At 72.8% G+C, this 16,963-nt stretch carries 18 protein-coding genes; 7 read left to right on the forward strand and 11 right to left on the reverse strand.

The features are described 5' to 3' along the window. Nucleotides 1-3 precede the first annotated feature (3 nt). The gene (locus ACQYVW_RS16095; RefSeq protein WP_434947672.1) at nucleotides 4-693 is read right to left on the reverse strand and encodes a YdcF family protein; all 690 of its coding nucleotides are present in this window, start codon (nucleotides 691-693) and stop codon (nucleotides 4-6) included. Nucleotides 694-805: 112 nt separating this feature from the next. Between ACQYVW_RS16095 and ACQYVW_RS16100 the strand changes: the two genes are divergently transcribed. Genes ACQYVW_RS16100 through ACQYVW_RS16115 form a run of 4 tightly spaced genes read left to right on the forward strand, consistent with a single transcriptional unit; the run spans nucleotide 806 to nucleotide 5,282 of the window. Continuing rightward, a complete protein-coding gene (locus ACQYVW_RS16100; protein WP_434947673.1) occupies nucleotides 806-2,002 on the forward strand; it encodes a beta-ketoacyl-[acyl-carrier-protein] synthase family protein in 1,197 nt (398 codons plus the stop codon). Beyond that, nucleotides 1,999-2,778 carry a beta-ketoacyl synthase chain length factor gene (locus ACQYVW_RS16105; RefSeq protein WP_434947674.1) on the forward strand — a complete coding sequence of 260 codons (780 nt, stop codon included), beginning with the start codon at nucleotides 1,999-2,001 and terminating at the stop codon, nucleotides 2,776-2,778. Before ACQYVW_RS16100 ends, ACQYVW_RS16105 begins: the two co-directional genes overlap by 4 nt. Beyond that, complete coding sequence (locus tag ACQYVW_RS16110) at nucleotides 2,771-3,589, forward strand: glycosyltransferase family 2 protein (RefSeq protein WP_434947675.1); 819 nt, start codon at nucleotides 2,771-2,773, stop codon at nucleotides 3,587-3,589. The genes ACQYVW_RS16105 and ACQYVW_RS16110 overlap by 8 nt, the downstream gene beginning before the upstream one ends. A gap of 58 nt (nucleotides 3,590-3,647) precedes the next feature. Continuing rightward, nucleotides 3,648-5,282: an NAD(P)/FAD-dependent oxidoreductase gene (locus ACQYVW_RS16115; RefSeq protein WP_434947676.1), complete on the forward strand. Its 1,635-nt coding sequence runs from the start codon at nucleotides 3,648-3,650 to the stop codon at nucleotides 5,280-5,282. Between the two features lie 12 nt (nucleotides 5,283-5,294). On the opposite strand, the gene ACQYVW_RS16120 is transcribed toward ACQYVW_RS16115, so the two are convergent. The 10 genes from ACQYVW_RS16120 to ACQYVW_RS16165 all read right to left on the reverse strand — a co-directional run bounded on the left by ACQYVW_RS16120 (nucleotide 5,295) and on the right by ACQYVW_RS16165 (nucleotide 13,109). After that, nucleotides 5,295-5,744 carry a hypothetical protein gene (locus ACQYVW_RS16120; protein ID WP_434936304.1) on the reverse strand — a complete coding sequence of 150 codons (450 nt, stop codon included), beginning with the start codon at nucleotides 5,742-5,744 and terminating at the stop codon, nucleotides 5,295-5,297. Nucleotides 5,745-5,811: 67 nt separating this feature from the next. Then, nucleotides 5,812-6,531, reverse strand: a complete 720-nt coding sequence (gene fabG / locus ACQYVW_RS16125; RefSeq protein WP_434936306.1) for a 3-oxoacyl-ACP reductase FabG — start codon at nucleotides 6,529-6,531, stop codon at nucleotides 5,812-5,814. A gap of 94 nt (nucleotides 6,532-6,625) precedes the next feature. After that, nucleotides 6,626-7,066, reverse strand: a complete 441-nt coding sequence (locus tag ACQYVW_RS16130) for a hotdog family protein (RefSeq protein WP_434936307.1) — start codon at nucleotides 7,064-7,066, stop codon at nucleotides 6,626-6,628. Further along, nucleotides 7,063-9,417, reverse strand: a complete 2,355-nt coding sequence (locus ACQYVW_RS16135; RefSeq protein WP_434947677.1) for an MMPL family transporter — start codon at nucleotides 9,415-9,417, stop codon at nucleotides 7,063-7,065. Before ACQYVW_RS16135 ends, ACQYVW_RS16130 begins: the two co-directional genes overlap by 4 nt. Then, complete coding sequence (locus ACQYVW_RS16140) at nucleotides 9,414-10,022, reverse strand: LolA-related protein (protein WP_434947678.1); 609 nt, start codon at nucleotides 10,020-10,022, stop codon at nucleotides 9,414-9,416. The genes ACQYVW_RS16135 and ACQYVW_RS16140 overlap by 4 nt, the downstream gene beginning before the upstream one ends. Further along, on the reverse strand, nucleotides 9,979-10,995 hold the full coding sequence (locus ACQYVW_RS16145; RefSeq protein ID WP_434947679.1) for a lysophospholipid acyltransferase family protein: 1,017 nt from the start codon (nucleotides 10,993-10,995) through the stop codon (nucleotides 9,979-9,981). Before ACQYVW_RS16145 ends, ACQYVW_RS16140 begins: the two co-directional genes overlap by 44 nt. Continuing rightward, on the reverse strand, nucleotides 10,992-11,300 hold the full coding sequence (locus ACQYVW_RS16150) for an ApeI family dehydratase (protein ID WP_434947721.1): 309 nt from the start codon (nucleotides 11,298-11,300) through the stop codon (nucleotides 10,992-10,994). The genes ACQYVW_RS16145 and ACQYVW_RS16150 overlap by 4 nt, the downstream gene beginning before the upstream one ends. A gap of 6 nt (nucleotides 11,301-11,306) precedes the next feature. After that, nucleotides 11,307-12,149, reverse strand: coding sequence for a lysophospholipid acyltransferase family protein (locus tag ACQYVW_RS16155; protein ID WP_434947680.1), 843 nt, complete (start codon nucleotides 12,147-12,149; stop codon nucleotides 11,307-11,309). Between the two features lie 10 nt (nucleotides 12,150-12,159). Beyond that, entirely contained in the window at nucleotides 12,160-12,843 is a 684-nt protein-coding gene (locus ACQYVW_RS16160) for a COG4648 family protein (protein WP_434947681.1), read from the reverse strand. After that, the gene (locus ACQYVW_RS16165) at nucleotides 12,840-13,109 is read right to left on the reverse strand and encodes a phosphopantetheine-binding protein (protein ID WP_434936134.1); all 270 of its coding nucleotides are present in this window, start codon (nucleotides 13,107-13,109) and stop codon (nucleotides 12,840-12,842) included. Before ACQYVW_RS16165 ends, ACQYVW_RS16160 begins: the two co-directional genes overlap by 4 nt. Before the next feature lie 173 nt (nucleotides 13,110-13,282). Here ACQYVW_RS16165 and ACQYVW_RS16170 point away from each other — a divergent pair, with 173 nt between their 5' ends. The 3 genes from ACQYVW_RS16170 (at nucleotide 13,283) to ACQYVW_RS16180 (ending at nucleotide 16,906) form a co-directional block, all read left to right on the forward strand. Next, a complete protein-coding gene (locus ACQYVW_RS16170) occupies nucleotides 13,283-14,656 on the forward strand; it encodes an NAD(P)/FAD-dependent oxidoreductase (protein ID WP_434947682.1) in 1,374 nt (457 codons plus the stop codon). Next, nucleotides 14,653-15,684, forward strand: a complete 1,032-nt coding sequence (locus ACQYVW_RS16175; protein WP_434947683.1) for a chorismate transformation FkbO/Hyg5 family protein — start codon at nucleotides 14,653-14,655, stop codon at nucleotides 15,682-15,684. The genes ACQYVW_RS16170 and ACQYVW_RS16175 overlap by 4 nt, the downstream gene beginning before the upstream one ends. A gap of 979 nt (nucleotides 15,685-16,663) precedes the next feature. Beyond that, nucleotides 16,664-16,906 carry a hypothetical protein gene (locus ACQYVW_RS16180; RefSeq protein ID WP_434947722.1) on the forward strand — a complete coding sequence of 81 codons (243 nt, stop codon included), beginning with the start codon at nucleotides 16,664-16,666 and terminating at the stop codon, nucleotides 16,904-16,906. The last annotated feature ends 57 nt before the right edge of the window (nucleotides 16,907-16,963 follow it).

Consider the following 16,963-nt stretch of genomic DNA (forward strand, 5'->3'; position numbering starts at 1 on the left):
GCCTCAGCGCAGCCGCGCAAGCATGCGCTGGTGGCCGATCAGGCGCGCCCAGCGCGCGCCCAGGTCGACCCAGCACACATAGGCCGCCTCGCCGGCCATGCGCCAGAGCGCACTCGGGCGCCAGGACAGCGCGGGTTCGGCCGCGCACAGTTCCCAGCGCAGGCCCAGCTGCCCCGCGAGCAGGGCGCAGCGGGCCAGGTGGTAGCGGCTGCTGAGCAGGGTGACCGGTTCGGCCGGCGCGCCGAGCGGCCACAGCGCGCGGGCATTGCGCAGGTTTTCCAGGGTGTCGCGCGAGCGGTCCTCCAGCACCAGCGACGCATCGGCCGGGATGCCCAGTTCGATCAGCCGGGCCTGCGCCAGCGCGGCCTCGCTGGGCGCACCGGCCGGGCCGCCGCCGAGCAGGAACATGCTGCGCGGCGGCCGCTGCCGCCACAGGCTGGCGGCGCGCTGCAGCCGCGCCTGGAAGTCGGGATCGGGCTGCCCCCGCGGCGCGTGCTTGCCGAACAGCAGCACGGTCTCGCCGCGCGCCGGTTCGCAGGGGGCATTGCGCGCCACCCGGACCACGTGCACCAGGTAGCCCACGTAGACCACGCCGAGGCTGGCCGCGCAGGCCAGCGCGGCCACCGCCAGCGAATGCAGGGCGTCGCGATCGGTCAGCAGCGCCAGCCTGTGCGCGAGTCGCGAGCGGGGCATCGGCGCAGGTCTCCGGGTGACGAGCGCGAAGTCTATCCTCACCAGGCGGTCGCTATACTCGGGCGCCTTTCGCCACCGAGCCGCCGTGCCCGCACCCGACCTGCCCTCACGCATGCCGCCCATCGCCCTGCGCGGCTTCAGCGCGACCACGGCGCTGGGGGCTGGAGTGGCGGCCCAGGCCTCGGCGCTGGCGAACCGTCGCGGCGGCCTGCGCCGCAACGACTTCGGTGACTCGCCCCTGCCCACCTGGATCGGCCGGGTGGACGGCCTGGAAGATGCGCCGTTGCCCGCGCGGTTCGCCGCCTGGGAATGCCGCAACAACCGCCTGGCCTGGCTGGCCCTGCAGCAGGACGGGCTGCCCGACGCACTGCAGGCCCTGGTCGCGCGCCGCGGCGCCGACCGCATCGCCCTCGTGGTCGGCACCTCCACCTCCAGCATCGGTGCCAGCGAGGAAGGCTATGCGCGGGCGCAGGCCGAGGGAGGCGCCAGCTTTCCCCCCGACCTGCAGCGGCCGATCGTGCACACGCCGCATTCGCTGGGCGACTTCCTGCAGCAGGCCACCGGGCTGCGCGGTCCCTGCGTGACCGTGGCCACCGCCTGCTCGTCCAGCGCCAAGGTCTTCGCCCAGGCCGCGCGCCTGATCCACGCCGGCGTGGTCGATGCGGCCCTGGTCGGCGGCGTCGACACGCTGTGCGGCAGCGTGCTGTTCGGCTTCAACGCATTGGGCCTGGTTTCGCAGGAGCCCTGCCGTCCGTTCGATGCCCGTCGCGACGGGCTGTCGCTGGGCGAGGCCGGCGGCTTTGCCCTGCTCGAGCTCGCGGCGCCCGGCGATGACGGCCTGCAGCTGCGCGGCTATGGCGAATCCAGCGACGCCCACCACATGTCCGCGCCGCATCCGGAGGGGCTGGGCGCCACGTTCGCCATGCGCGATGCGCTGGCGCGCGCGGGAATCGAGCCGGGCGAGGTCGGCTATCTGAACCTGCACGGCACCTCCACGCCCGCCAACGACGCGATCGAGGCGCGCGCGGTGGCGGCGCTGTTCCCAGGCCGCCTGCATGCCAGTTCGACCAAGGGGTGGACCGGGCATACCCTGGGGGCGGCCGGCGTCGTCGAATCGGTGGTGGCACTGCTCGCACTGCGCGACGGGGTGCTGCCGGGCATCCTCAACAGCACCACGCCCGACCCGGGCTGCGGACCGCAGATCCGCTTCGACAACGCGCAGCGCGACATCGACTATGCGATGAACAATTCCTTCGGCTTCGGCGGCAACAACTGCTCGCTGGTGTTCGGCCGCGGGGCGACGGCATGAGCACGCTGGCCGCGCGCATCGCCGGTGTCGGCTTCTGGGCCGACGGCCTGCCCGACTGGCAGGCCGCACGCGCCTTCGCCGCTGGCGGCGCCCTGCCGGGCGATGCACCGGGCCGGCCCGCACCCCAGCTGCTGGCGCCCAACGAACGCCGTCGCGCGCCGCCCTCGGTCCTGGTCGCACTCGAAGTCGCGCTGGCCGCCTGCGCCGATGCCGGGCTGGCCGCGGACGGCCTGCCCTCGGTGTTCGCCTCGACCCACGGCGACCTCGGCATCACCGATTACATGTGCGCCACGCTGGCGACCGCGCCCGGCGAGGTCTCGCCCACGAAATTCCACAACTCCGTGCACAACGCCGCCGCCGGCTACTGGACCATCGGCGCCGGCTGCATGCGCACCGCCACGGCCATCAGCGCGCACCGCGCGAGCTTCGCGCAGGGGCTGCTGGAGGCGATGGTGCAGCTGGCCACCGACGCGCCGGCGGTGCTGCTGGTCGGCTACGACACCGCGGCCAGCGGCCTGCTGGGCACGGTGACCCGCAGCGAAGGGCTGCTCGGGGGCGCGCTGGTGCTGGTGCGCGATGGAAACGGGCCGCGGCTCTCGGCGCGGCTCGAGGACGGCGATGCCGGCGAAGGGCCCGGCCCGCTCGCGCGGCACGCGCGCGCCAACGCGATGGCGCCGATGCTGCCGCTGTTCGATGCGCTGGCCAGCGGCGACGACCACGTCGCGCTGCATGCCGGCCCGGGCCGGCGACTGCGGCTGGACATCGGCCATGGCTGAGCAGCCGCATCTGCATCGCGGCAATGTCGCAGCGGTGATCCCCGCGCTCAACGAGGAACTGCGCATCGCCGAGGTGGTCGCCGGCGCGCTCGCGCAATGCGACCTGGTGATCGTGGTCGACGATGGCTCCGACGACGCCACCGCCAGCATCGTGGCATCGACGCCCGCGGTGCTGCTGCGTCACCCGCGGCGCACGGGCAAGGGCGGCGCCCTGCGCGACGGTTTCGCCGAAGCGCTGCGCCGCGGCATGGCCGCGGTGGTGACGATGGATGGCGACGGCCAGCACGACGCGCGCGACATCCCGCGCCTGATCGCGGCAGGCAATGCCCACCCCGGCAACATCGTCAACGGCGCGCGCCTGCGCAAGCGCAGCAGCCAGCCCTGGTACCGGCGCATCGGCAACGACTTCGGCGACTGGGGCATCGCCTGGGGCTGCGGCTTCCAGCTGGTCGACAGCCAGAGCGGGCAGCGGCTGTATCCCGCGCCGGTGCTGGCATTGCGCGACGTGCCGGGCGAAGGCTTCGTGTTCGAGGCGCAGATCCTGATCTCGGCCGCGCGCGAGCTCGGCTTCGGCGTGGTCTCGGTGCCGGTGGAAACCCGGTATGCGGAAGCCGGCAGCCCGCTGCAGTTCCGCAAGAGCCATTTCCGGCTGTTCCGCGACCTCTCGCACATCACCACGCACGTGGTCGGGCAGGTGTTCGCTCACGGCCGCCTGCTGCAGGCCTGGCGGAACAAACGCCGGCGCCCGCCGGTGATCTTCGACCGCGACACCGCCGCGCCCGACGCGCGGCATCCTGAAGCCGGCCGGTGAAGGCGGCCCGCCGCGGCCTGCGCTAGTCTCGCAGTCCCTCCTTCCCCCAGGCCCGCCCATGCCCCAGAGCGACCAGCGCAGCGACGTGATCATCCTCGGCGGCGGACTCGCCGGCCTGACCCTGGCCCTGCAGCTGCGCCAGCGCGCCCCATCGCTCTCGGTCACCGTGATCGAACGGCGTGCGCATCCGGTGCGCGAGGGCGCGTTCAAGGTCGGCGAATCCACGGTGGAGATCGGCGCGCACTATTTCGCCGAGGTGCTGGGCCTGCGCGAGCACCTGGAGACCGAGCAGATCCGCAAGTTCGGCTTCCGCTTCTTCTTCTCCGACGGCAGCCGCGCCATCGACGGCTGCACCGAAGTCGGCGTCAGCCAGCTGCTGCCGACGCCGTCCTGGCAGATCGATCGCGGGCGCTTCGAGAACTTCCTCGGCGAACGCGCCCGCGACGCGGGCGTGGCGTTCCGCGACGGCAGCAGCGTACGCACCTTGGCGCTGGCCGGTGACGACGCCGACCACGTGGTCGGGATCGAACACGATGGGCAGTCGCACGAACTGCGCTGCCGCTGGCTGCTGGACGCGAGCGGCCGCGCCGGCCTGCTCAAGCGCAAGCTCGACCTCGCCAAGCCCAACGACCACGACGCCAACGCGGTGTGGTGGCGGGTGGAAGGCATCCTCGACCCCAACGACTGGTCGCAGGATCCGGCCTGGCTGCAGCGCTGCGATCCGCCCGACCGCTGGCGCTCGACCAACCACATGTGCGGGCCGGGCTACTGGTTCTGGCTGATCCCGCTGTCGTCGGGCGCGCATTCGCTGGGCATCGTGTGCGACGCGAAGATGCATCCGCTCGAGACGATGAACACCCATGCCAAGGCGATGGAGTGGCTGCGCGTCCACCAGCCGCAGGTCGCCGAACGCCTGGACCGCGGCGGGCACGCGGTGCAGGATTTCCTGTTCCTGCGCCACTTCTCCTACAGCGCGCGCCAGGTGTTCTCGGCCCGGCGCTGGGCGCTGACCGGCGAGGCGGGCGTATTCCTCGATCCGTTCTACTCGCCCGGCAGCGACTTCATCGCGATCGCCAACACCTACATCTGCGACCTGGTGGCGCGCGACGCGGCGGGCGAACCGTTCGAGCCCTATGTGGCGCTGTACGAACAGCTGTATTTCTCGTTCTACGAGAACACGCTCACCCTCTACCAGGACCAGTACCCGCTGTTCGGCGACGAGCGGGTGATGCCGGTCAAGGTGATCTGGGACTACACCTACTACTGGGCGCTGCTGGCGCCGCTGTTCTTCGGCGAGCGCCTGACCGACCTGTCGGTGCTCGGGCGGCTGCGGCCGCTGTTCGAGGAGGCCAGCGCGCTCAACCGCGCCATGCAGCCGCTGCTGCGCGAGTGGGGCCTGCGCAACGAAGGGCGCGAAGCGCCGGCGGGACGGCTGCTCGACCAGTTCCGCATCGACTGGTTCCGGCAGATGAACGGCCAGCTCGCGGACAGGCTGGATACGCCGGCCTTCCTGGAACGCATCGCCGACAACGTGGCGCGCATGCGCTGGCTGGCCCTGGAGATCCTGGAACGCGCACGGGCCGACCACCTCGGGATCGACGACCAGGGCCTGGAGACGCTGCTGCAGGCGCACGCCGGCGGTGACCGTTCCCTGCCCGCGACCTGGTACGCCGGGCGCGAGCTCGCCGCCTGAGCGGCGGTCCGATCAGGGCGTTTCCGGCGGGGGATTCTCGACCCAGACCGCGATGCCGCTGGCGTAGGTCTGGGTCGGCGAGATATTGACGCCGACCCCGACGCTGGACGCGCTGCGACCGCCGAACCGGCCGACGCCTCCGCCCACGCTGACCGCGCTGTTGTCCGGCCCCTGGCCGGTGCCCTGCAGCAGCACGCCGTTGGCGCCCAGGCGCGCGGCCTCCTCGCGCAGGTTGCGGATCACCGCATTGGACTTGTTCTGCGCACCGTAGGTGAACGCGCCACTGCGCACGTCCAGGCGCGCGATCTCCTCGTAGCCGCCCGGCGGCGGACCGTAGTAGATCCGCACCTGTGCAGGATCGATGGGCGGACGCGGGGTGCCGGTCAGCACGTGCGAACTGGCGCAGGCGGCCAGCAGGGAGGCGGCGGCGGCGGACAGAAGAAGGGCGGAAAAACGGGCCATGGCGGCGGTTTCCGGTGGGACCGGCGCCAGTCTCCGCTGGCGTCCGTGAACGTTGCGCGACCCCCGCTCAGCTCATGCCGCCGTCGACGCCGATCACCTGGCCGTTGATGTAGCCGGCCTGCTCCGAACACAGGAAAGCCACCAGCGCCGCCACCTCCTGCGGCGTGCCGGCACGCCCGGCCGGCACCATCTGCCTGATCGCAGCGAGGTCGAACACGCCTTCGGTCATGCGCCCGGCAATCACCCCCGGCGCCACCACGTTGACGGTGATGCCGCGCGAGCCCATCTCCCGCGCCAGCGACTTGCTGGCGCCGTGCAGGGCGGCCTTGGCCGCGGCGTAGTTCGCCTGGCCGCGGTTGCCCAGCACCGCCGCCACGCTGGAGACGCTGACGATGCGTCCCCAGCGGGTCCGCGCCATCGGCAGCAGCAGCGGCTGGGTGACGTGGAAGAAGCCGTGCAGCGAGACGTCCACCACCCGTTTCCACTGCGCATCGGACATGCCGGCCATCGGGGCGTCGTCGTGGATGCCGGCGTTGTTGACCACCACCTGCACCGGCCCGGATTCGAGCAATGCATCGATCGCGGCGCGCGTGGCCTCGCCGTCGGCCACGTCGAAGGCCAGCGCCTCGGCGCTGCCGCCGGCGGCGGAGATTGCGGCGACCACCGACTGCGCGCGTGCGAGGTTGCCGTTGGCGTGCACCACCACATGCAGGCCGGCCGCGGCCAGCTGCATGCAGACCGCGCCGCCGAGATCGCCGCTGCCGCCGGTGACGAGGGCCCGTTTCATCGCGTGTCCCGATGGGAATGACCGCCGATTATGCGGACTCGCGCGGGCGGCCGCAGCTGCCGGCGCGCCGCCGTTCGCAGGCCTGCGCCACCGATCAGGGCGCTGCCGGACCCAGCATCACGGTGGCCCGACCCTCGGCCAGCACGCGCCCGGCGTGGACGATGCGGAAGGCGTACAGCTGGCTGTCGTCGCCGGCCGCCACCAGCTGCGCCTCGCACTCGATCGCGCCGGGCAGGTCGTCGATGCGCGCGACGTGCAGCGCCACGTCGCGCAGCGCGACCAGCATGCCCGGGCGCGGCGCGGCGCCGGGGGCGCTGGCCAGCAGGCCGCCGTGCACGGCCATCGCCTGGGCACCGTACTCGCACAGGTGCAGGGCGCGCAGCTGTCCCGCGCTGCGCAGCGGGTGCGCCGGATCGCGATGTCCATCGCTGCGAAGCACGATGCGCTCGGCATTCCAGTCCACCACCTCGTCCCACAGGCACATCGCATGCTTGTGCGGGACCAGCGCCTCGATCCGGTGCCGGTCGATCGTCATGGCGATGGCTCCTGCGCCGAGGGAACCGCTGCGCCGCCGGCCGGTGCACGCGACACCAGCAGCGACAGCACGAAGTTGAACAGCACGCCCAGCGCCACCGTGCTGCCGATCGCGCGCAGCACCGGGATGCTCGACAGCGCGAGCAGGCTGAACACCAGCAGCGTCATCAGACTGCACACGATCACCGCATGCAGGGTGCGCAGCTGGTCGTCGCGCGAATCGCCGGCATGCTCGAAGAACAGCGCGTAGTCCAGGCCCAGCCCTGCGGCCAGGATCAGCGAAATCAGGTGGAACAGGGTCAGTTCGACGCCCGCCGCGCGCAGCACCGCCAGCACCAGCAGCGTGGTCAGGGCCATCGGCAGCAACACCCGCAGCGCGCGGCGCGGACTGCGCAGCGCGATCCAGACCGTCGCCGCGAGCAGCAGCGCGGCCAGCGCCAGGGCGGCGAGGATGCGTCCGCGGTAGTCCGCCACCAGCGATTCGGAGGCCTGCTTCATGTCCAGCAGGCGCGCGCCGCCGACGCAGGCCGCGCGCGCCACTGCCTCCACGTCGCGCAGGCCGCTGAGCGACACCAGCGCGGTCGCGCCGTTGGCGCCCTCCACCAGCAGCCCCTGCACGCTGGACGCCAGCGGTGTGCCGTCCAGGTCGCGCGGCTGCAGCGGTGGGGCGGTGCGCGCGGTCGCCACATCGTCCACGAAGTCCTCGAACGCATCGTCGCGGAACGGCGATCCCTGGAGGGCGCCGGCCAGCGCCGCGCGCAGGGTGTCCGGCGCGGGCAAGGCCTGCTGGCGCGCACGCTGCACCGCGGCGCTGGGCAGGTAGCGGGCCGCCATGTCGTAGCCGTCCAGGGCGCCGGCCGCAACCAGCGCGTCCAGCGCCGGCCGCAGGCGCTCGCTGGCCTGCAGCGCGGACTCGGTCCCGGCCGCATGCACGGTCAGCACGTAGCGCACGTCCGGCGCACCAAGTTCGTCGCGCAGCTGGGCGTCGCGCTCGAGCAGGGGCGCCGGCACCGGCGTCAGCTTGGCCAGGTCGTTCTGCCAGAACGCGCCCGGCCGCCACGCGATCACCGCCAGCGCGACCAAGGCCAGCACCAGCAGCGACCAGCGCGGGCGCGGCAGGCGCTCGATCCGGTTCCACAGGCGATGCAGGCGCGGCGAATCGGCCACGTCGCGACGGGCTGGATCGATCAGCGCCGGCAGCAGGAAGCGCGTGCACAGGGCCGCGGTCGCCAGCGCGGCGATGGTGAACACCGCCAGCTGGCGCAGCCCGTCCACCCCCGAAAACAGGAAGGTGAGGTAGGCGATGCAGGTGGCCACCACGCCCGTGGCCAGGGTCGGCCACAGCGCGCGCACGCTGTGCCAGGGCGACAGGCCCGCGCGCTGCTGGCTGAAGAAGTGGATCGGGTAGTCCTGCACCACGCCGATCAGGGTGAAGCCGAAGGCGATGGTGATGCCGTGAACCCGGTCGCCGAACAGCAGCACCAGGCAGGCCAGCCCGGCGATGCCGGCGCTGGCCAGCGGCAGCGCGCCCAGCAGCGGGATCTTCCAGCTGCGGTAGGCGATCAGCAGCAGCAGTACCAGGCCGATGCTGTCCACGGTGCCGATCCAGCCGGCCTCGCGCGCGGTGCGGCTGCCGATCTCGTCGGCGAACGCGCCCGGGCCGCTGAGCTCGAGCGTGCCCGGGCCATCCCCGCGCGCGTCGGCATGCGCCGCGCGGATCGCTTCCACCGCCTGGCGCTGGCCCTCGGGATCGAATCCGGCCGCGCGCGTTTCCACCAGCAGCAGCGCCTGGGTCCCGCCGCGGTCGAACCAGGCCTCGTGCAGCGTCTGCGGCGCGCGCGCCGGCAGCCAGGCTTCGGCCAGGCGCAGGGTTTCCAGGGTGGGATCGGACGAGAGCAGCGGCTCGACCAGGTCGCCCGCCGGCGAGCCCAGGTCCTGCACGCGCTGGTCGATCTCGGCGCGCAGGAAGTCCGCGTCCAGCGGCTGCGCATCGAGCGTGGACGACAGCAGGTAGCGGTAGGGGCGCAGCCGTTCGGGGATCGCCTCCAGGCCGGCACCCGCGCCGTTGGCCACGAAGCCGAAGCGCGCATCGGCCGACAGCGCCTGCGCCATCGCGTGCGACTGCGCCGCCAGGGTCTGCGCATCGGCGCCGGCGAGCGCGAGCAGCAGCAGGCGCGAGCCCGGGCCTTCGCCCAGTTCGTCGATCAGCAGCTTCTGTTCGGGCGTGCGCGGGTCGGGCAGGAAGCGGCGCAGGTCGCCGCTGAACGACAGCGTCTGCGACAGCCACGCACCGGCCGCGAGCAGCAGCGCCAGCCAGCCCAGCGCCCCGGCCAGGCGTGCGCGGGCACTCATCCGGCGGCGCGGTCGCCGCGGCACAGGGCCGCGATGTCGGCCGCCTCGCCGGCCTCGAGCGCCGCCTGCGCCGCGTCCGCCATCAGCGTGCGCTGCGCCGCGCCCTTGGCCGGGACGGTCTCGATGCAGCGCAGTTCGCCGCCGTCGCCATGCAGGACGATGCCCTGCAGCCGCTCGGCCAGCGCGCGATCGCGCGGGACCAGGCGCAGCGCCCAGTGCGCGGCCGTGCCCTGCGCGTCGACGGTGTAGTGCTGGCGCAACGCCTCGACATCGCCCGACAGCAGCGCGCCGAAGCTGGTCTGCAGCGCCGCCAGCTCCGGCGCGCGCGACAGCGCGAAGCGCCGCTCCGGCTTGCCGGCGCGCGCCAGCACGGCGTGGCCATCGCGGATGGTGGTGGTCTCGGCATAGGGCGCCCGTACCTCGCGCACCAGGGTCTGGGCATCCGGGCGCCGGTACTCTCCGGACAGGCGCAGCGGCGCCTTGAGCATGGGCGACTCGCGCACCTCGACGAACGGGGTGGCGGCGGGCAGCGGACGCGCGAGGCCGCTCAGGATCGCGGCGCTATCGGGGCCGGTCTGCGCCCAGGCCGGCGGCAGCGTCGCCAACAGGGCCAGGCAGGCCGCCAGCCGACGCTCCCGATTGGATGCCCGGCGCGACGGCCTGGGCTGCTTGCTCGTGTTCGTCGACATGCCAGAAATCGTAGAAGTTGAACCAGTTGTAGGGCGCTTGCCGGGCGTGATGTTCCAGCCTCGCCGCGTAACCGGCGATGAGCGTGGCCAGTGCTTCGTCGCGGCGGCCGCGCGGCAGGTCGATGCCGTCGCTGAACTCCTCGAAGGCCAGCCGGTAGCGGTTGCCGCCAAGATACAGGCCGAAGCCCAGCACCACCGGCAGCCGCAGCACCGCCGCCATCTGCCAGGGCGCGAGCGGGAACCGCGCCGGCGCGCCCAGGAAGGGCACCTGCACCGCACGCTGCCCCGGCAGCGTGCGATCGACCAGCAGCGCCACCAGCGCACCTTCGCTGGCGGCCTGCTGGATCTGCAGCATCAGCGCCGGACCGTCCTGGCCGGCGTCGATCACGCCGGCGGCGATCTCCGGCGCCAGCGCGTCGAGCACCTGTGTGATGGCTTTGCTGTGGGCCTTGTCCAGCACCACCCGCAGCTTGAGCCCGGGCCGCTTGCGCGACAGCACGCGCATCACCTCGAAGCTGCCCAGGTGCGAACCGAACAGCAGCACCCCGCGGCCTTCGTCGACCTTGGCCGCCAGCGCCTCCAGGCCGCTGACGTCGATGCTGAAGCGGCTCTCCTTGCCATCGAGCAGGAACAGCCGGTCGAGCGTGACCGAGGCGAAGGCATGCACATGGCGCGCGCCGTCGAACAGCCGGGCCGGACGACCCAGCGCGCGCCCGAGAAAGTCGATCGACGCGCGCCGCTCCGGCCCGCGTCGCAGCAGGAAGTACAGGCTGACCGGATACAGCAGCAGCCGCGCCAGCGGGCGTCCGCCATAGCGGCCCACCGCGCGCATGGTCCAGACGGCGAGCCGTCCGCCGCCCTCCGGGCGCTGTTTCCAGTCCACGCTCATGGCCGCGCCTGCGCCTCCCCCGCGGCGATCTCCCCGCTGGCGATCGTCGTCTCCTCCCGCGAGACGCGGAACCGCCAGCGCGGCGCGGGAGCGGCGGACAGCGGCTCGAGCGCGATCCGCGCCCGCTCGCCGGGCAGCAGCGGCTGCAGGAACTTCACCCGCGGCAGGCGCAGGGCCGGCTGCGGCCCGTGGGCCTGCTCGATGGCCTCCACCACCCGGTCGAGGATCACCACGCCCGGCACCACCGGGCGACCAGGGAAGTGCCCCGGCAGGCAGGGGTGCCCGGGGTCGATCGCGAACTCCAGCACCGCCTACTCCCCGCCGTCGAGCAGCGCCTGGACCCGCGCCTGCGCCTGTCCGGCGAGTGCCTGGCGCGCGACCGGGCGGCCGTCCACGCGGGTCGGCAGCGGCGCACCGAAGGTGACCCGGATCGTGCCCGGTCGCACCCGGAAGAAGCCATCCACCGGCAGCACCTGGCCGGCCCCGTGCAGGGCCACCGGCACCACGTCCACGCCGGCATCGATCGCCGACTGCAGCGAACCGGCCTTGAACGGACCCATGACCCCGTCGCGGCTGCGCGTGCCTTCCGGGAACAGGCACAGGCTCTGGCCGCCGGCCAGCAGCGCGGCGGCCTGGCGGCGGAACAGCGCGCCGGCGCGGGCGCTGTCGCGCACGATGAACAGCATGCCGGTGGCGCAGGCATACCAGCCCACGAACGGAACCCGCTTCATCTCCTGCTTGAGCAGGAAGCGCAGCGGCACCGGGATCGCGCCGAACAGCGCGCAGATGTCGATCACCGACTGGTGGTTGGCGACGAACAGGCAGGGCCGGGAAAAATCGATCCGCTCCCGGCCCTCGACCTGCAGGCGAGCGCCCGCGCCCCACAGCAGCCCGGGTGCCCAACAGCGCGCGGCCATGCGCAGCGGCAGCCGCGCGCCCGGCCCCGACAGCGGCCGCAGCAGCAGCGCCAGGCTGATCCAGCCGGCGGTCCAGGCCAGGGTGAAGGCGAACTGCAGTGCGTTCCAGACGCGCCACGCCGGGCCGTCGCCGCGCGGATCGGGCACGGCCGGGCGTGCCGCCTCGGCGCGGGCGACGGCGGCGAAGCCGGATGCGGAGGCCTCGCGTGCCTCCGCCTGCAGTCCGTGGTCGCTCATGCCATCCATGTCAGCGCAGGAAATCTCGCCAGAACGCGGGACCCAGCCCGCCCAGCCGGCGCAGGAAACCGAGGAAGCCCTGTTCGCGGTCCGGGAAACGGCGTCGCCGGTACTGGAACTCGAGCGCGAAGAAACCGCCCACCAGCCCGTAGTTGAGCAGGTTGGCGAACCACGACCACTGTTCGTGGGTGACCGGCAGCGGCGAGGCGATCCCCGCCTGGGCGAGCAGCCCGCCGGGTTCGGCCAGCAGCGCCAGCACCAGGTTGGCCAGCCCCAGCAGCACCAGCACGCCGGTCCACATCGCGGTCAGCGTGCGCGCGTAGGCGGCCACGTCCGCACGCAACTGCGCCGGAGGCACGCCGTCCAGGCCCGAGACGATGCGGGTGATCAGCGGCACCCGCCCCGCGACGAGGCTGCGGCCGAACACCCAGGCCACCAGCGCCACGAACGCCACCGGCGCGACCAGCAGCGGCAAGGTCGCCAGGCCGGCGCGATACAGCCACCAGCTCCCCGCCGCCAGCGCCAGGCTCACCGGGAATGCCCAGGGCCGCAGCCGCGCCAGCGGCGCGGTCATCACCAGCGCCACCATCACCAGCAGCGCGGCCAGCGCCAGGCGCGCGTCGCCGCCGGCGCTGGCGCCATGCGCCAGCAGCGCGTAAGCCACCGCCAGGACGATCTGGGTTGCGAGGATCAAGTCGTTCGATGTTGCTGGACGTGGTCGGACAGGGCGCGCAGCGAGGCGAAGATGCGCCGGTTCTCGTCCGCATCCGAGCGCAGCTGGAAGCCGTAGCGCTTGCTGATCGCCAGCGCCAGCTCGAGCGCGTCGATCGAATCCAGCCCCAGCCCGGCGTTGAACAGCGGCGCCTCGGGGTCGATGTCGGCCGCGCTCACGCCCTCCAGGTTGAGGCTCTCGACGAGCAGTTCGGCGAGTTCGCGTTCGGCATCGGTTTGCACGGACATGGCAGGGAACACTGGCTGACAGGCCCGCCACGATCCTGCATCGGGCCGCGCGGCGCAAGCGTGGCGCGCTTGGCGGCGCCGGATCGACGACGTCCGGCGGCCCTTCAGGATGCCACCGGGCGGTCCGCTATCATGCGCACCCGTTCAGCGAACCCGCGTCCCGCACGTCCAGGATGGCCAACCCCGCATCGCCCGTCGCCGCCCCAGCAGCGCCCATGGACTGCGACGTCCTGGTGATCGGCGGTGGCCCGGCCGGCAGCACCGCGGCCGCCCTGCTGGCGCGTCGCGGCCGCCGCGTGGTCCTGCTGGAGAAGGACGCGCATCCGCGTTTCCATATCGGCGAGTCCCTGCTGCCGATGAACATGCCGATCCTGGAGGAGCTGGGCGTGCTGGACCGGGTCCGCGCGATCGGCGTGCGCAAGCCCGGCGCCGACTTCCCGCTCACCGAGATGGCCGGCAGGCGCTACGTGTTCCATTTCAGCCGCGCGCTCGACCCGCGCCACGACTACGCCGTGCACGTGCGCCGCGACCAGTTCGACCAACTGCTGTTCGCACACGCGCGCGACTGCGGCGTCGACGCGCGCCAGCGCACGCGTGTTGTGGACGTGACTTTCGGCGCGGACGGCCGCCCCGGCGTGGTCGAGGCCCGCGCCGCCGACGGCGCGACGCTGCGCTGGGCGCCGCGCTACCTGCTCGATGCCAGCGGCCGCGACACCTTCATCGCCACGCGCCGCCGATACAAGCGCAAGGACCCCCGGCACCAGTCGGCGGCGCTGTTCAGCCATTTCCGCGGCGTGGCGCGGCACGAGGGCGAGGACGCGGGCAACATCACCGTGGCGCGCTTCGACCAGGGCTGGTTCTGGCTGATCCCGCTGCCCGACGACATCATGAGCGTGGGCGCGGTGTGCTTCCCGGAATACCTGAAGCAGCGCAGCGCCGATGGCGGGCGCATCGACAACGAGGCCCTGCTGATGCGCACGCTGGACGCCAATCCCGAGGTGCGCGCGCGCATGCGGGGCGCGACCCGGGTGGCGCCGGTGCACGCCACCGGCAACTACTCCTACGGATCCACCCGCATGGCCGGCCCCGGCTGGATGCTGATCGGCGACGCCTATGCCTTCGTCGACCCGATCTTCTCCTCCGGCGTGTATCTGGCCATGGACAGCGCGCGCCAGGCCAGCGAGGTGGTCGACGCCGCGCTGCAGGATCCGGCGCGCGAAGCACCGATGCAGGCGGCGATGCAGGCGCGCCTGCACCGCGGCCTGCGCCACTTCACCTGGTTCATCCACCGCTTCAACACGCCGGTGATGCGGCGCCTGTTCTCCGCGCCGCGCAACGACTGGCAGCTGGAGCAGGCGGTCATCTCGATGCTCGCCGGCGACGTGTTCGACAACGCCGCGGTGCGCAGGCGCCTGCACCTATTCCGGTTGATCTACGCGCTCAACGCGGTGGCGATCGCACCGCGCGCGTTTCGCGGCTGGGTGCAGCGCCGCCGCCAGGCGCGCGTGGGCTTCCGTGGCGACACCCTGCACGAGGGCAATCCGTGAGCCGTCCCGCACCGATCCCGCCCGTCGCCCCGCGGCTGCGCGTCGAATACGTCGACCACGCCGATCCGGCCATCCCGCTGTCCGGCAGGGATGTGCTGGCGGTGCTCGGCTTCGGCGCCGACGCGCCACGCCTGGACGATCCACGCTACCTGCGCGTGCCGCTGCAGCCGCACGGCCGCGCGCCGCTGGAGGTCTGGCACGCGCATGCGCCGGTCCGCAGCGGGCGCAGCGGCGGGATCGCCTGGTCCTGCGACGGCCAGTTGCTGTTCGGCGCCATCGAGATCGACGAACCTGCCGGCCATACCGGGCTGGGCGACAACAGCGGCATCCTGCTGGCCGCCGAACACGCCTATCGCGCACTGACACGTTTCGTCGGCGAGAGCGAGTACCCGCACCTGCTGCGGGTCTGGAACTATCTGGACGCCATCACCCTGGGCGAGGGCGACGCGGAGCGCTACCGCCAGTTCTGCGTCGGTCGCGCGCGGGGCCTCGGCGATTTCGACGCCAGCACGCTGCCGGCGGCCACCGCCATCGGCCGCTGCGACGACGCGCGCACGGTGCAGGTGTACTGGCTGGCCGCCCGGGCGCGCGGAGCGCCGGTGGAAAATCCCCGCCAGGTCAGCGCCTACCGGTATCCGCGCCAGTACGGGCCGCAGCCGCCGAGCTTCGCCCGCGCGATGCTGCCCCCGCCCGGCGGCAGCATGCCGCTGCTGCTCTCGGGCACCGCGGCCGTGGTCGGCCACGCCTCGCATCACGCCGCCGACGAGCTGCTGGCCCAGTTGGACGAGACCTTCGCCAACTTCGACGCCCTGCTGGGCGCCGCGCGTGAACGCGCCCCCGACCTGCCCGCGCATTTCGGCCCGGGCACACGGCTGAAGGTCTACGTGCGCGACCGCGAGGACCTGCCGCTGGTCGAACGCGCGCTCGACGAGCGCTTCGGCGACCGCGTGCCGCGGATTCTCCTGCACGCCGCGATCTGCCGCCGCGAGCTGGCGGTGGAGATCGACGGGGTGCACGACGCGAGCTGAGGCCCGGCCCCTGACGCGTCGCAGCGGGACCAGGGCGAGACCCGGGCGGATCGAGCGCACGGCGAGCAGCGAGCAGCGAGCGGCGAGCATGGTGAATGTTCGGAGAGGCAAGCGGCGGGGGCTTCGGAGAGGGCCGCAGCGCCGCGGGCGGCGAGGGTGCCCCGCTCGGGCACACGTCCCTGTGCGCACTCGCGGCCGCCGCACATCCATGTGCAGCTGGCACCCTCCCCGCCCGCGTCGCTGCGGCTCGCGACGTTGATGTCGTCGCTTCGATGGCCGACCGAGCGCGCGATCGCGATTCCATAGCGCTTGGAGCTACGCTTTCGGCCGGCGCCACACTACCCTGTCATCAGGGATGCCGCCGAAGCCTCGCAGCGGAAAGCGAGGGCCGTTCTCATGGCGGCAGGAACTGCGACCAGGCGAACCGCGTGTTTGCGCGAGCGTCGGCGCGGCGGCGCAATCCGCAGGCATCGGCAGCGCTGCCATGGAGCTGCGACTTCACGCTACCCAAGCAACATCGCCGAAGCCTTATTGGGCAGGAAGCGTAGAGGTGCGTCCTGGCGGCCGGGGATCGCGAGAAGCAGAACATGGATGCTTTGCGCGCGAGTCGGGGCAGGGTGAGCGTGGATGACTTGCGCGGCATGTTGCGCTTACCGCGAACGCCCGGCCCGCTGGGTCGGGCCGGACCATGAAGCGGCCCGGCGGGGCGAAAAGCGATCCCCGATCGACAGGGCGCGGCGTCCGCACGAAGGCATGCTTATGGGCGCTGACGAAGCGGCGGCCATGCGATCGCGGCGCCGCTGGCAGCGACGACACCGCCGCGGACAGGCTTCCCGCAGGACGTCACGGGCCGACGGGGCTGCAGACCGCGGTGGAGCACCGTGCACGGAGCCTCCCCCGAAGCTGCGTCACAATCTCCCCGCAACCGTCGTCCCGTCACCGGGCACACGCCCGCATCTACCGGAGAACACACATGGGAATGATCAGTCTGGTCTGGGGCATCCTGGCCATGGTCTGGATGGTCCTCGCGCTGATTCCGATCATCGGCATCACCAACTGGCTGCTGATCCCGTTCGCCGCGGTGGGCGCGATCGTCGCCGCCATCGGCTTGCTGCTCACCCGCACCGGGCGGCGCGGCCGCGCGAAGGCCGGCCTGATCCTCAACGGGATCGTGATCTTCGTGGCGATCTGGCGCCTGGGCCTGGGCGGCGGCCTGATCTGAGCCGGGGCCGGGACATTCGGTCCCGGCCTACCACCATGGGCGGCGCGTAGAATGCCG

The organism is Luteimonas campi, from assembly GCF_051162505.1.
Lineage (GTDB): Bacteria > Pseudomonadota > Gammaproteobacteria > Xanthomonadales > Xanthomonadaceae > Luteimonas.

Excerpts from the sequence above, each read along its gene's own strand:
- ACQYVW_RS16095 (WP_434947672.1), bottom strand. The coding sequence starts at position 693 with ATGCCCCGCTCGCGACTCGCGCACAGGCTGGCGCTGCTGACCGATCGC.
- ACQYVW_RS16100 (WP_434947673.1), top strand. The coding sequence starts at position 806 with ATGCCGCCCATCGCCCTGCGCGGCTTCAGCGCGACCACGGCGCTGGGG.
- ACQYVW_RS16105 (WP_434947674.1), top strand. The coding sequence starts at position 1,999 with ATGAGCACGCTGGCCGCGCGCATCGCCGGTGTCGGCTTCTGGGCCGAC.
- ACQYVW_RS16110 (WP_434947675.1), top strand. The coding sequence starts at position 2,771 with ATGGCTGAGCAGCCGCATCTGCATCGCGGCAATGTCGCAGCGGTGATC.
- ACQYVW_RS16115 (WP_434947676.1), top strand. The coding sequence starts at position 3,648 with ATGCCCCAGAGCGACCAGCGCAGCGACGTGATCATCCTCGGCGGCGGA.
- ACQYVW_RS16120 (WP_434936304.1), bottom strand. The coding sequence starts at position 5,744 with ATGGCCCGTTTTTCCGCCCTTCTTCTGTCCGCCGCCGCCGCCTCCCTG.
- fabG (WP_434936306.1), bottom strand. The coding sequence starts at position 6,531 with ATGAAACGGGCCCTCGTCACCGGCGGCAGCGGCGATCTCGGCGGCGCG.
- ACQYVW_RS16130 (WP_434936307.1), bottom strand. The coding sequence starts at position 7,066 with ATGACGATCGACCGGCACCGGATCGAGGCGCTGGTCCCGCACAAGCAT.
- ACQYVW_RS16135 (WP_434947677.1), bottom strand. The coding sequence starts at position 9,417 with ATGAGTGCCCGCGCACGCCTGGCCGGGGCGCTGGGCTGGCTGGCGCTG.
- ACQYVW_RS16145 (WP_434947679.1), bottom strand. The coding sequence starts at position 10,995 with ATGAGCGTGGACTGGAAACAGCGCCCGGAGGGCGGCGGACGGCTCGCC.
- ACQYVW_RS16155 (WP_434947680.1), bottom strand. The coding sequence starts at position 12,149 with ATGAGCGACCACGGACTGCAGGCGGAGGCACGCGAGGCCTCCGCATCC.
- ACQYVW_RS16165 (WP_434936134.1), bottom strand. The coding sequence starts at position 13,109 with ATGTCCGTGCAAACCGATGCCGAACGCGAACTCGCCGAACTGCTCGTC.
- ACQYVW_RS16170 (WP_434947682.1), top strand. The coding sequence starts at position 13,283 with ATGGCCAACCCCGCATCGCCCGTCGCCGCCCCAGCAGCGCCCATGGAC.
- ACQYVW_RS16180 (WP_434947722.1), top strand. The coding sequence starts at position 16,664 with ATGATCAGTCTGGTCTGGGGCATCCTGGCCATGGTCTGGATGGTCCTC.